This is a genomic window from Intrasporangium mesophilum (assembly GCF_054783095.1).
The window spans coordinates 48,492-61,314 of the sequence record NZ_BAAGRF010000031.1 but is presented as its reverse complement, the minus strand read 5'-3'; the positions used below and the strand labels follow the sequence as shown (position 1 = coordinate 61,314).

Genomic DNA, 12,823 nt, shown 5'->3' with positions numbered 1-12,823 from the left:
GGAGCTGCTCCGGCCATCCCAAGCTCAGCCCCCAAAAGGGTTGCTGCTCAACGGATTCCAGAACAACGCGGCGCCACGGTTGAGGGCGAGCACGGCGGCCACGATGCCGAGGCTGAAGAGCGCCGCAGCGGCGAGCTGCATCGGCAGCCCGACCGGCACGACCCGCCGCGCGATCGACCGGGACCCGCGCCGCAGCGACGCGCCACCCGGCCCCCACCATGCCATGACCAGCCCCAGCGCCCCGCCGATCGCAAGCGTGATCGGGGCGCCCGGACCGAGCCCGTCGCCCCTCGTGCCGGCGAGCAGCAGCGCCGTCGCAAAGACGCCGGCGAGGGCAGCGCCGAGGGGCAGCAGAAGTCCGACGACGGTCGCGATCGCGCCCACCACCAGGTGCAGCGGGCTGGCCACGACCGCGTAGGGGAGGTCGCTGCGACGCCGGCCGTAGTTGTAGCGCCTCAGCACGAGCGCGGTCACCGACCGGTCCGTCGCCCGCGCCAGCACCGACCACACCACGAACGCCACGACGGCGATGCCGGGCCACGCCATGAGGGTGCCCAGCCAGGCGATCGCCGCGGCTCCCAGCAGCCCCGTGCGCATCGGCATCCCGATCCGCGGATCGCCTTCGCGCGCAACGACATCGCCATCCTCGGACTCGCCATCGTCCGGGTCTTCGTCAGGCCAGAAGCCTTCCGCCGCTGGCGGTTGCCCGCCTCGCACATAGCGCTCGTCGAAGGACTCGGCTCCGTCCCACTGCTCGTCGACCTCAGGCTCGTCATCCCAACCCCGTTGGTATGCCGCATCGCTCGGCTCGGCCTGCCGGGGTCCCGTCGGCGGTGGTGCCCATCGCGCATCGTCCGGCCCCTCGGGCACCACCGGGTAGCGCGCGGTCGTGCGCTCCTGCACGACCTGCGTCGCTCCCGGCGCGATCGGCGTCGACCGGCCGTCCCAGTCGCCCGGGGACGGGGTGGGGACCGTCGCAGCGCGCCCAGCCGCATACTGCTCGATCGCAGCGATGACCTGGTTTGCATGCGGTCGGCGGGCTGGGTTGGGAGACAATGACGCTCGCAGCAACGGCACCAGACGTGGGTCTACCCCGTCGAGGTCCACGTCACCCGCGCGGACGCGCGTCAGCACGGCGTCCATGCGCGCGCGACCGAACGGCGGACGGCCAGACGCGGCGTAGGTGATCGTCGCCGCCCAGCCCCACCAGTCGGTGGCGTCGGTGATCTCGGCACCCTCGACGAGCTCCGGCGACAGATAGCCCGGCGTGCCCATGACGAGGCCCCCGACGGTGTGCCGCACGTCGTCCTGGAGATGGGCGATGCCGAAGTCGATGAGGACCGGCTCCCCGTCCTCGAGCAGGACGTTGCCGGGCTTGATGTCCCGGTGCACGACCCCGCAGGCGTGGATCGAGCGGATCGCCTCGGCGATGCCCCGTGCCAGCCGCGCCAGCTCGGCCGGCGCCATCGGACCACGCTCCTCGACGACCTCGTCGAGGGCAGGGCCGGGGACGTACCGGGTCACGATGTACGGGCGCGGCCCCATCACGTCGGCGTCGATGACACTGGCGACCCGTGGGTCGCGGATCCGCGAGAGCGTATCCACCTCTCGCGCAAGGCGTTTGCGCGCATCCGCGTCGTGAGCCACATGAGACCGAAGCACCTTGATCGCGACTGCGCGACCCCTCGGGTCGAGGGCGAGGTGCACGACCCCCATGCCACCTTCGCCGATCTCCTCGACCAGACGATAGGGGCCGAGCCGCTGCCCGTCTGGACCGCCGTCACCGGCGTCGCCCGCCGGCGGGACCCGGCCGGTGCCCGCGCCGGATCGCGGGGTGGAGACCCGGTCGGTCCGGTCGTACGCGGTCATGCCCCTACGGTAAGCGACGGCCCTGGTAGCCGAAGCCGCTTGGCGCTTCGCGGCGCGGCTCGGCGACCCCACGGAAGCCACAGGGCCGGCCCCACGGAAGCTGCAGATCCCGCCCCAGACGTCAGCCCCGGACCGCGCCCCCGGCCGCGCCCGAGCCTCAGGCGGTGACGACGCCCACCAGCACCACGGCGGCCCACACCGACCCGATGACCGCGAGGGCGTACGCCACCGTGTTGATGAGGCGCTGGTGCGCCTTGAGGCCGAGCCCGTCGAACAGCGTGTACCGGAACCGCTGCGCCCAGTGGAACAGCGACAGGACGAACACCCCAAACAGGACGATCGCGATCAGCGGGTTGCCCAGCAGGGCCAGCAACGGGCCATGCGGCGGCACCGCGAGCCAGCCCAGCGGGATCGCGAGCGCGAACAGCACCATGAGCACCGGTAGGAACAGCGCCGACGCGACCCCTCCGGCGCTGAACAGCAGCCACAGGATGGGCTCCGCGGTCCGTCTGGCCACCTATCGGGTCACCACCAGCCACACGACGACCGCCGACACGACGACCCAGCCGGCGAACGCCCCACCGGCGATCGCCGCCGGCGGCACCCGGCGGCCGCGCAGCCAGACGACCATCGCTGCAGGCGTGAGGTTGAACCACGTCACGGCGTGGAGCAGCAGGAACGCGACAGTGATGACGTTGAGCACGACGACCCACGGGGTGCCGGCCCAGTCGAGGAACGCGCGGTACTGCGCCTCGCCCTGCCCCACCGCCCGCAGGAGCAGCAGCATGAAGACAACCGACCAGGCGACGAAGACGGCGCTGATCTCCCGCAGCACGAAGAACGTGTAGCTCCACCGCCCGATCCACCAGAGCTTGCCCACGTGCGGGCGGTATGCCGCCGGCCCCTCGGTCGCGCCCTGGCCGGCTTCCTGCCTGGGTTCGTATGCCGGAGGGCTGGGTTCGCGGGTCATCGCGGGCCCCGCGGCAGCACGAAGGACCGCAGCGACTGCAGCGCCGCCGTGAGCTTGTAGCGCTGAATCGCCCCGGCAGGGTCAACACCCTTCGGGCAGGCGCGGGTGCACTCGCCGACGAAGGTGCAGCCCCAGATCCCCTCGGGATGGATGAGCAGGTCCATCCGGACGTCCGCGCCCTCGTCACGTGAGTCGAGGTTGTAGCGCTGCGCCAGGGCGATCGCCGCAGGGCCGACGAACTCCGGGTCGAGCCCGTAGACGGGGCACGCCGAGTAGCACAGCATGCAGTTGATGCACATGCTGAACTGTGCGAACTCCTCGTGCTGGCGGGGCGTTTGGAGGTACTCGCCCTCGGCGACCGGCTTCTCCTCGTCGCGGATGATCCACGGCCTCACCGCCGGGAGCTTGCGCATGAAGTCGCCGATGTCGACGACGAGGTCCCGCACCACGGGAAAGTTCGCCAGCGGCTCGACCCTCACCGGACCCGGGGCGTAGTCGACCAGGAAGGTGGCGCAGGTCAGCCGCGGCTCCCCGTTCACCGTCATCCCGCAGCTGCCACAGATCCCCATCCGGCACGACCAGCGGTACGACAGGCTGCCGTCCTGGGTGTCCTTGATGTGGTTCAGCCCGTCGAGGACCGCCCAGTCGCGGCGCAGCGGCACCTCGAACTCCTCGACAGTCGGCTCGGTCTCCTGCTCCGGCCGGTACCGCGCGACCTGCAGCGTGATCGTGTCAGCCATGGCCCTTCCTCCCATACACCCGCTCCCCCGGCGGCCAGGACGTGATCGTGACCGGGAGCAGCTCGGTGCGGTGCTCCCCCGCGGGGTCGCGGTGGATCAGCGTGTGGGCGAGGAACTGCTCGTCGTCGCGTGCCGGGAAGTCGAGGCGCTGGTGCGCACCACGAGACTCCTTGCGCTGCAAGGCACTTGCGACGATGGCTTCCGCCAGGTCGAGCATGTTCTCCAGTTCCAGGGCCGCCACGATCTCGGTGTTGAACGCGATGCTGTGGTCGTCGAGGGCCATCCGCCCCGCCCGCTCGTGCAGCGCCCGCAGACTGGCCGCCCCTGCGGCCAGAGACTGCTCGTTGCGGAAGATCCCGGCGCTCTCCTCCATGACCTCCTGCATCGCAGTCCGCAGCTGCGCGATGGACCCTGCATCGGATCCGCGTCCGCCAGGGAGCCCGTCCGAGCTCCCTGACCCGTCGCGGCCACGCAGGTCGGTGAGGCGGCGTTCCTCGTCGCGCGCCTGCGCGACGATGCTCGGGCCCGGGTCCTGAGCGCTCACGGCATACTCGGCGGCGGCCCGGCCCGCCCGCGCGCCGAAGACGAGGCACTCGGGAAGCGAGTTGGAGCCCAGCCGGTTCGCCCCGTTGATGCTGACGCACGCCGTCTCCCCAGCGGCATACAGGCCGGCGACCGGGGTCGCCCCGGTGGGGTCCGTGTGGACGCCGCCCATCATGTAGTGGACGACCGGCCTGACCGGCACCAGCTCCCGCACCGGGTCGATGTTCTCGTAGCGCAGGCAGAGCTCACGCACGAACGGCAGCTTCGCGTCGATGAGGCGCTCCCCGAGGTGGCGCAGGTCGAGGTGCACGACCGGGCCGTACTCCGTGTCGAGCGTCCGCCCCTTCTCCTGCTCGTGCACGAAGGCCTGCGAGAGCCGGTCCCGGGGGCCGAGCTCCATGCTGCGCATGACCGGGTTCGGTTCGGGAGTGCCGAGGTCGTAGTCCTGCAGGTAGCGGTAGCCGTCCTTGTTGAGCAGCCACCCGCCCTCGGCGCGTGCGGCCTCGGTGATGAGGATGCCGGTGAACGGCAGGCCAGTGGGGTGGTACTGCACGAACTCCATGTCCTTCAGCGGCGCCCCCGCGCGCCAGGCCAGGGCCATCGAGTCGCCGGTGCTGATGTTGGCGTTCGTCGTGAACGGGAAGACGCGCCCGCAGCCACCGCCCGCGAGCACGACGGCCTTGGCCGTGATGGCCTGGATCCGGCCCGTCGCGAGCTCGATCGCGACAACGCCCTGCACGCGGTTCTCGTCGACGAGCAGCCTCGTGACGAACCACTCGTCGTAGCGCGCGACGCCACCGAACCGCAGAGAGGTCTGGAAGAGCGTATGCAGCATGTGGAAGCCGGTCTTGTCCGCGGCGAACCACGTGCGCATCGTCGTCATGCCGCCGAACGCGCGCACCGCCACGTGTCCATCCCGCTGGCGGCTCCATGGGCAGCCCCAGTGCTCGAGCTGGAGGAGCTCGCGCGGGGCCTCCTCGACGAACGCCTCCACCGCGTCCTGGTCGCAGAGCCAGTCGCTGCCGGACACCGTGTCGTACGCGTGCTCGGCCAACGTGTCCCCCGGCGCGATCACCCCCGCGGCGCCGCCCTCGGCAGACACCGTGTGGCTGCGCATCGGGTAGACCTTGGAGATGACCGCCACCCGCACGGCAGGGTCAGTCTCGGCGATCGCGATCGCTGCGCGCAGGCCTGCGGCCCCGCCGCCCACGATGAGCACGTCGTGGTCGGCGGCCGTCATCGGGTGTCACTCACCGCGGAGCTCTTCGTCGAGGAGCACCTTGCCCTTGTGGTGGACGACGCGGTGATGCGTGCTGCCGTCGTGGAAGTCGTCGCGGAAATCCTCGCAGCCGCAGCCATAGTGAAGGTGATCGACGACCAGCCCGTCGTCGTCACTGTCGGTATATCGGGCACCGTCGACGATCCGCCCGCACGGTGCCTTTTCTGCGCTGAAGCTCGTCCTGGTCGGCATGGTGCACTGCCCTTCGCCCGACGCGTGCTACCAGCATGCTCCTGCTGGGCCCGCCGCGGGAAGGGTCAGCGCCGTCGGCTTGTACCGGCGTAGTGCACCGGCGGCCGGCCAGGACGACGGCGAAGACGACCGCGAGGGTCAGCTCGTGATGTAGTCGCGCAGCTGATCTCGCTCGGACTGCAGCTCTGACAGGCGATGCTTGACGATGTCGCCGATGCTGACGATGGCCGCGAGCTTGCCGTCGTCGTCGACGATCGGCACGTGCCGCACACGCAGCTCGGTCATCGTCGCGGCCAGGTCGGCGATGTTGTCCTTCGCCGAACCGGTGGTCACGTCGCTCGTCATGATCGCGGAGACCGCACCGTCCAGCACCGAGGTGCCGGTGGTGTGCAGATGACGCACGATGTCACGCTCGCTGACGATCCCCTCGACGGTCGCGCCGTCGCTGCTCACGACGACGGCACCGATCCGGTGCTCGTCGAGGAGGGCGAGCAGGTCTGCGACGGTGTCGTCGGGCTTGATCGTCACCACGACGGTCCCCTTGGACCGGATGACGTCCGAAATCTTCACGGCGACCTCCTTCACTCGGCGAGTTTGGGTACGGACAGACCATGAGCCGCTCACGCGCTCCAGCCCGAGTGCCCTGACTCGACCCTAGAACGCCGCCGGATCGGGCGCCAGCATTCGTCGTTAGAGTGAGACCGATCGCGCCCGATCGCTCCCCGAGAGGCGGTGGCGACCAGGCGCAGCCACCCGTAACCCTCAGGAGCTGATTGCGTGCCGTCCCCCCGGCCGACGTTCGACCTGGTCATCGCAGCGAACCGCCTGCCCGTCGACAAGGTGGTGTCCGACACCGGAGAGGACGAGTGGCGCCGCAGCCCGGGCGGGCTCGTGACGGCGATGGAGTCGGTCATGCGCGACGAGCCGGGCGCCTGGGTGGGCTGGGCCGGGGACTCGGGGGACGCGCCCGAGCCCTTCGAGTCGGACGGCATACACCTGCATCCCGTGGCGCTGTCGGCCGCGGACATCCGGGACTACTACGAGGGCTTCTCCAACGACACGCTGTGGCCGATCTACCACGACGTCATCGTGCCCGCGTCGTTCCACCGGGACTGGTGGTACAGCTACCAGCGGGTCAACGCCCGGTTCGCCGAAGCCGTCGCAGAGGTGGCCGCGCCGGGCGCGCGCGTGTGGATCCAGGACTACCAGCTCCAGCTCGTCCCCTCGATCGTGCGCCGACTCCGCCCGGACGTGCGGATCGGCTGGTTCAACCACATCCCGTTCCCGCCGGTCGAGCTCTTCGCCCAGCTCCCCTGGCGCACCCAGCTGCTCGAGGGCCTGCTGGGCGCCGACTTCCTCGGCTTCCAGCGACAGGCCGACGCCCGCAACTTCGTCCGGGCGTGCCGGCAGCTGCTCGGCGCGCCCACGCGGCGCGACCTGGTGACGGTGGAGGGGTCGCAACGGCAGGTTCGTGCCGCGGCCATCCCCATCTCCGTCGACTTCAAGGGTCTGGAGGCGCTGGCGAAGCAGCCCGAGGTGATGGCACGCGCCAAGGAGATCCGGTCGAGCCTCGGGAACCCGAAGGTGCTCATGCTCGGAGTCGACCGCCTCGACTACACCAAGGGCATCAGGCACCGGCTCAAGGCCTACGAGGAGCTGCTCGCCGAGGGCCGACTCGAGCCACCCGAGGCCACCCTCGTCCAGGTCGCGACGCCGAGCCGTGAGCGCGTCGAGTCCTACCGCATCCTGCGCGAGGAGATCGAGCAGACCGTGGGCCGGATCAACGGTGACCTCGGCAAGATCGGCGCGCCGGCGGTGCACTATCTGCACCACTCGTATCCGCGCGACGAGATGGCGGCGCTGTTCCAGGCCGCGGACGTCATGCTGGTCACGCCCCTGCGCGACGGGATGAACCTCGTCGCGAAGGAGTACGTCACCTGCAGGCACGACCTCGGCGGGGCGCTCGTGCTGTCGGAGTTCACCGGCGCCTGGCACGAGCTCCACCAGGCGTTCGCCTGCAACCCCCACGACATCGAGGGCCTGAAGCAGACGATCATGCGGGCGATCAACACCCCGGCCAGGGACAAGCAGCGCATCATGCGTGCGCTACGCCGCCGCGTCTCCGACCACGACGTCCAGCGGTGGGCCAGCCGTTACCTGGCGGCCCTCGATGCGGCGCCCGACATGCCGCGCTACGACCGTCGCGGCTTCGGCGTCGACGGCTCCGCCAACGGCTCGCCCGACCTGGACGGGGGCGGGCCCGGCCCGACCGACGCCGACGGCCCCAGCAGGACCCACGGTGCGACGGACCGTCCGGCCGGCGCGTCGGCCGGACCAACGGCCCACGACGACAACGTGGCCGGGGCATGAGCGCCGTCGCACCCTCGGACGAGGTGCTCGAGCACGCGGCCGCGGCCACACCGCTTCTCGTCGCGACCGACTTCGACGGGGTGCTCGCGCCGTTCCATGCCGACCCGATGCAGGCGACGCCGCTGCCCGGCACGGTCGACACGCTGCGCGCCCTGGCCGCCCTCGAGGGCGTCCACGTCGCAGTCGTCTCTGGCCGTGACCTCGACACTCTGCGCCTTCTGACCGGCATCGACCCCGCCGAGCCGATCGTCCTGATCGGCAGCCACGGAGCCGAGTCCTCAAGTGAGGCAGTGCGATCCGCGATGGAGGCCGCCGCGGTGACACCAGACGACGAGGCGACCTTGGCGATGCTGCGCGACGACATCGAAGCGCTCGTCAAGGAGCACCATCCGGCGGCCGGCATCGAGTACAAGACCGCCGCGGTCGTCGTGCACACCCGTGGGCTGCCGCACGACGTCTCCGAGGCTGCCATCGCAGATGCCCGACGCGTCGCACTCGACCACGCCGGGGTCAAGGTGCTCAAGGGCAAGTCGGTCCTGGAGCTGACGGTGTCGCACGCCGACAAGGGCTCGGCCGTCACTGCGCTCGGGCGGCACGTGGGCGCCGTTGCGCGCGTCTACCTCGGCGACGACGTCACCGACGAGGACGCCTTCATGCGGATGACCCGGCCGGACGACGTCACCGTCAAGGTCGGCGCCGGCTCGACGGCCGCGCACTACCGCGTCGACGACGAGGCCGCGGTCGCCGGCCTGCTGGAGCGCCTCCTGTCGCTGCGCTCCGCCGCCCACGCCACCGTCGAGTGAGCGCCCCGTCCCACACCTCTTCCTCGAGCCCTCCGTCCCACACCTCTTCCTCGAGTGGGCGCTCCGTCCCACACCTCTTCCTCGAGTGGGCGCTCCGTCCCACACCTCTTCGTCGAGTGGGCGCTCCGTCCCACACCTCTTCGTCGAGTGGGCGCTCCGTCCCACCCGTTCCAGCGGAAGGTGCGATTCCGCTGGAACTCGTGGGACGGAGCGCCCACTCGACGGTGGAAAGGCGAGTCAGCGGCTGCGGACGGCGCCCGTCGAGCCGCGGACGACGAGTTCAGGCCGGAAGACATACTCGGCCCGAGGCGACGGCTGGCCGGCGATCTCGTCCAGGAGGGCGCGCACGGTCGCCGCGCTCATCGCGTTGACGCTCTGCCGGACCGTCGTCAGCGGCGGGTCGGTGAACGCGATGAGCGTCGAGTCGTCATAGCCCACGACGGAGAAGTCCCGCGGCACCTGAAGGCCCCTCTTGCGTGCCTCACGGATCGCACCGAGCGCCATCAGGTCGGACCCGCACACGACGGCGGTCGCGCCTCGGTCGAGCAGGCGCCCGGCCGCGGTCGCCCCGCCCTCGACGGAGAACAGCGACCGCTCGATGAGGTGGTCGACGTCCGAGCGGCCGGTCAGCTCCTGCATCGAATGGCGGAAGCCGGCGATCTTCCTGATGACCGGCACGTAGCGGTCCGGCCCCACAGCCAGCCCGATCTCCTTGTGCCCCAGGCTGACCAGGTGCTCCAACGCGAGGCCCATCGACGCGACGTCGTCGTTGGAGATGAACGGCGCGTCGACACCTTCGATGTACCCGTTGACGAGCACGAGCGGGAGACCACGCTCACGGAGCGCGACGTAGCGGTCCGGGTCGGTCGTCGTGTCCGCGTGCAGCCCGGAGATGAAGATGATCCCGGCCACGCCGCGTTCGAGCAGCATCTGGACGTAGTCGTCCTCGTGCACTCCGCCGGCGACCTGCGTGCAGAGCACCGGGGTGTATCCGTTCTGCGCGAGGGAGTTCTCGATGATCTGGGCGAACGCCGGGAAGATCGGGTTCGTCAGCTCGGGGACGATGAGCCCGACGAGCCCGGCGCTCTTTCGCCGCAGGCGACTTGGACGGTCGTAGCCCAGCACGTCCAGTGCGGTCAGGACCGCCTGGCGGGTCGACTCTGCGACCCCTGGCTTCCCGTTGAGGACGCGTGAGACCGTCGCTTCGGAGACGTTCGCCTGGTCAGCAATGTCCTTCAGCCGTGCCTTCACGTCACCTCCTCCTTCGCCGCGGGAGGCGGGCCCCCTCGTCGCCCGGCTTCCACGTCCATACCCTGACAAGCGGCCCCCCAGCGCTCAGTGTGACAGCCCGCGTCCCGACCTTCGGTGCGGATCCGTATGTCGGTGTGCCCGTGTCGATCCCGGCTAGATGCCGCGTGTCGAGCACGATCGGCTCGTGAGCCCCTCGCGCCACGTGCACGAGGGCCACCTCGTCGAGCGTCTCTCGCAGGAACACGATGGCGTCGCCGTCGGCATGAACCCAGCGCAAGCCACCCCGGCGCAGCGCGACCGACCTGTGCCGCGCGGCGATGAGGCCACGGTAGACCTCGAGAATCCTCGTGTCCCAGCCATTTCCGTCCCACTGCATGGTGCGCCGGCCGTCCTCGCCGAACGCACCCTCCATCCCGATCTCGTCGCCGTACGTCATCATCGGCATCGACGGCATGGTGAACAGCAGTCCGGCGGCGACGTCCACGAGCCTCGGGTCGTCCCCGACCAGCGTGCGGATGCGGGTCACGTCGTGCGAGCCGACAAGGTTCCAGGAGCGGACGAGCGACTGCCATGCGATGCGGGAGGTGAAGTCGCGCATCGTCTCCACGACCGCACCGGCCTCGAGGACCGGCAGCGGTGCCGGGGCCCCCATGGTCATGGGGTCCTCGTCCTCCTGGCGCAGCCAGTTCCACACCGGCTTGCAGAAGCCGGCGTAGTTCATCACGCCGTGCCAGCCGTCGCCCGGGATGTCGTGGGTGTAGTCGTGGAAGTGCTCGCCGACGAGCAGTGCCTCGGGCGCCCACCGCGCGAGTGAGCCGCGCATCTGCCGGGCGACCTCGTGGTTGACGTCGGTCGCGCGCCAGCGCCCGGTCATGTTGGCGACATCGACCCGCCACCCGTCGAGACTGCCGCTGCGCCCGAGCCACCTGCGCACGACGCCGTTGCGGTCCTCGAAGATCCGCTTGCGCAGGTCGTGGTCGAGGTGGTTCAGCTTCGGCAGCGACCGCACCCCGAGCCACGCGACGTAGTCGCCGTCCTCCCAGATGTAGTAGCCGCGCTCGGGCCGCTTGCGACCGTCGGGACCGGCGGCCGCGAGGAACCACTCGTGGGCGTTGCCCGTGTGGTTCGTCGTGAAGTCGCCCATGACTTTCATGCCCCGCGCGTGCGCCGCGGCCGTGAGCCGGCGCAGCGCCGCGTCACCGCCGACGAGCGGGTCGACCCTGTCGAAGGTCGTGGCGTCGTAGCGGTGGTTGGACCGGGCGGGGAAGAACGGCGTGAAGTAGATGACGTCGACGCCGAGCGACTCGAGGTGGTCGAGGTGCTCGATGACACCGTCGAGGTCTCCGCCGTAGAACTGGTGGGCGACGGCTTTCGAGCTCGTGTCGACGGGTGCGTCCCAGCTGGCGGGGATCGCCCAGTCCGGCAACTCCCGCCGGTCGGCAGCCCGCGAGCGGGCGAAGCGGTCGGGGAAGATCTGGTAGACGACGCAGTCGAGGGACCAGTCCGGTGGCGGCGCGTCGCCGGCCACGAGGCGGAAGTCGCTCGCATCCGGCACGTCCCGGTGGTGCACACCGGTGCCGTTGAGCCACGCGTACTTCGTCGGGCCGCCGACGAGCAGGAACCGGTAGTTGGTGACCGGGTTGTGGCAGACCACCGTGACCTTCCACCACGCGTCGGTGGCGGTCGTCTTGACGAGGCGGGCGCTGCGGAACTGGTTCTCCCCGTCGGGAGCGGTGCGCACGTGCACCGAGTCGATCTCGCACTCGAGCGGCACGCGCACGAGCAGGTCGACGCGGTCGCCGAGGCGGGGCGTCTGGTTGGAGACGTACCGCCCCGACCCGTCGTGGTGTGGCTGGGTCAGCCACGCGTGCTGGCGGGCCGGGGCAGGGCTCACTTGACCGAACCTGCGGTGAGTCCGCCGACGAGGAACCGCTGGACGGCGAAGTAGAGAGCCATGACCGGCACCGACGCGAGCAGCGCGCCCGCGCAGAAGGGGCCGAAGTACTTGTTCTTGTCCGCCTTGAGCAGGGCCCACAGGCCGACGGCCAGGGTCTGGTTCTCGGCGTCCTTGAGGAAGATGCTCGCAAGGAGGAACTCGCTGAAGAGCCCGACGAACGCGAGCATCCCGACGGTCGCCAGGATCGGCAGCACCAGCCGCAGGATGATCGTGAAGAAGATCCTGGCGTGGCTCGCGCCGTCGACCTTGGCCGCCTCGTCGAGCTCGCGCGGCACCGTGTCGAAATAGCCCTTGAAGAGCCACACGTTGGCGCCCATGGCGCCGCCGAGGTAGGCGATCATCAGGCCGATCTGGGTGTTCAGGCCGATGGCGGGGATCGAGTCGCCGATGTAGTCGAAGGTGAGGTACATCGCGACGAACGCGAGCATCACCGGGAACATCTGCGCGAGCAGCAGCGTCATGAGGCCGCCGCGGCGGCCGTAGAAGCGCATCCGCGAGAAGGCGTATGCCGCTGCCGCACCGATGAAGACGCTGGCGAACGCACCCACGCCGGCGATGAAGAGCGTGTTCTTGTACCAGGCCCAGTACGGCCGGATGTCGAACAGCTGGGTGAAGTTGTCGGTGCCGATGTTGTTCGGCAGCAGCTGCGTCGTGCTCAGGGTGCCCGACGGGTTGAACGCCGCCGAGACGATGAACACGATCGGGAAGAGCGCCCAGATGAGCGCGATGATGGCCAGGACGTACTTCCACCAGGTGCCCGAGCGCTTCTTCTCGCCGACGGCGTGGACGACGTTGGCGGCCTCGAGCTCGGCGGAAGTGGTGATGCCGGAGGTCGTGGTGGTGCTCATG

At 70.3% G+C, this 12,823-nt stretch carries 12 protein-coding genes; 2 read left to right on the top strand and 10 right to left on the bottom strand.

Features of this window, described 5'->3' with window-relative positions; genetic code table 11:
• Positions 1–24: 24 nt before the first annotated feature.
• From ACYVLP_RS23075 to ACYVLP_RS23045, 7 genes are all read right to left on the bottom strand, one after another.
• Entirely contained in the window at positions 25–1,869 is a 1,845-nt protein-coding gene (locus ACYVLP_RS23075) for a protein kinase domain-containing protein (protein WP_460629643.1), read from the bottom strand.
• A gap of 157 nt (positions 1,870–2,026) precedes the next feature.
• The gene (frdD, locus tag ACYVLP_RS23070; RefSeq protein ID WP_460629642.1) at positions 2,027–2,386 is read right to left on the bottom strand and encodes a fumarate reductase subunit FrdD; all 360 of its coding nucleotides are present in this window, start codon (positions 2,384–2,386) and stop codon (positions 2,027–2,029) included.
• A complete protein-coding gene (locus ACYVLP_RS23065) occupies positions 2,387–2,839 on the bottom strand; it encodes a hypothetical protein (protein ID WP_460629641.1) in 453 nt (150 codons plus the stop codon). It lies immediately after the preceding gene.
• The gene (locus ACYVLP_RS23060) at positions 2,836–3,579 is read right to left on the bottom strand and encodes a succinate dehydrogenase/fumarate reductase iron-sulfur subunit (protein ID WP_460629640.1); all 744 of its coding nucleotides are present in this window, start codon (positions 3,577–3,579) and stop codon (positions 2,836–2,838) included. Before ACYVLP_RS23060 ends, ACYVLP_RS23065 begins: the two co-directional genes overlap by 4 nt.
• A complete protein-coding gene (frdA, locus tag ACYVLP_RS23055; RefSeq protein WP_460629639.1) occupies positions 3,572–5,362 on the bottom strand; it encodes a fumarate reductase (quinol) flavoprotein subunit in 1,791 nt (596 codons plus the stop codon). Before frdA ends, ACYVLP_RS23060 begins: the two co-directional genes overlap by 8 nt.
• Before the next feature lie 6 nt (positions 5,363–5,368).
• Complete coding sequence (locus tag ACYVLP_RS23050) at positions 5,369–5,593, bottom strand: hypothetical protein (protein WP_452267539.1); 225 nt, start codon at positions 5,591–5,593, stop codon at positions 5,369–5,371.
• Positions 5,594–5,731: 138 nt separating this feature from the next.
• On the bottom strand, positions 5,732–6,163 hold the full coding sequence (locus ACYVLP_RS23045) for a CBS domain-containing protein (RefSeq protein WP_452267541.1): 432 nt from the start codon (positions 6,161–6,163) through the stop codon (positions 5,732–5,734).
• A 207-nt stretch (positions 6,164–6,370) separates the two neighbouring features.
• Between ACYVLP_RS23045 and ACYVLP_RS23040 the strand changes: the two genes are divergently transcribed.
• Both ACYVLP_RS23040 and otsB read left to right on the top strand, forming a co-directional pair.
• The gene (locus ACYVLP_RS23040; protein ID WP_460629638.1) at positions 6,371–7,963 is read left to right on the top strand and encodes an alpha,alpha-trehalose-phosphate synthase (UDP-forming); all 1,593 of its coding nucleotides are present in this window, start codon (positions 6,371–6,373) and stop codon (positions 7,961–7,963) included.
• The gene (gene otsB, locus ACYVLP_RS23035; RefSeq protein WP_460629637.1) at positions 7,960–8,766 is read left to right on the top strand and encodes a trehalose-phosphatase; all 807 of its coding nucleotides are present in this window, start codon (positions 7,960–7,962) and stop codon (positions 8,764–8,766) included. Before ACYVLP_RS23040 ends, otsB begins: the two co-directional genes overlap by 4 nt.
• 237 nt (positions 8,767–9,003) lie before the next feature.
• Here the strand turns inward: otsB and ACYVLP_RS23030 are convergent, their stop codons facing one another.
• The 3 genes from ACYVLP_RS23030 to ACYVLP_RS23020 are packed head-to-tail and all read right to left on the bottom strand — an operon-like array spanning position 9,004 to position 12,822.
• A complete protein-coding gene (locus ACYVLP_RS23030) occupies positions 9,004–10,017 on the bottom strand; it encodes a LacI family DNA-binding transcriptional regulator (protein WP_460629636.1) in 1,014 nt (337 codons plus the stop codon).
• A gap of 1 nt (position 10,018) precedes the next feature.
• The gene (locus ACYVLP_RS23025; protein WP_460629635.1) at positions 10,019–11,911 is read right to left on the bottom strand and encodes a glycoside hydrolase family 13 protein; all 1,893 of its coding nucleotides are present in this window, start codon (positions 11,909–11,911) and stop codon (positions 10,019–10,021) included.
• Entirely contained in the window at positions 11,908–12,822 is a 915-nt protein-coding gene (locus ACYVLP_RS23020; protein ID WP_460629634.1) for a sugar ABC transporter permease, read from the bottom strand. Before ACYVLP_RS23020 ends, ACYVLP_RS23025 begins: the two co-directional genes overlap by 4 nt.
• Position 12,823 lies beyond the last annotated feature (1 nt).

Coding starts and splice junctions, on each gene's coding strand:
- ACYVLP_RS23020 (WP_460629634.1), bottom strand. CDS start 12,822: ATGAGCACCACCACGACCTCCGGCATCACCACTTCCGCCGAGCTCGAG.
- otsB (WP_460629637.1), top strand. CDS start 7,960: ATGAGCGCCGTCGCACCCTCGGACGAGGTGCTCGAGCACGCGGCCGCG.
- ACYVLP_RS23065 (WP_460629641.1), bottom strand. CDS start 2,839: ATGACCCGCGAACCCAGCCCTCCGGCATACGAACCCAGGCAGGAAGCC.
- ACYVLP_RS23050 (WP_452267539.1), bottom strand. CDS start 5,593: ATGCCGACCAGGACGAGCTTCAGCGCAGAAAAGGCACCGTGCGGGCGG.
- ACYVLP_RS23060 (WP_460629640.1), bottom strand. CDS start 3,579: ATGGCTGACACGATCACGCTGCAGGTCGCGCGGTACCGGCCGGAGCAG.
- ACYVLP_RS23075 (WP_460629643.1), bottom strand. CDS start 1,869: ATGACCGCGTACGACCGGACCGACCGGGTCTCCACCCCGCGATCCGGC.
- frdA (WP_460629639.1), bottom strand. CDS start 5,362: ATGACGGCCGCCGACCACGACGTGCTCATCGTGGGCGGCGGGGCCGCA.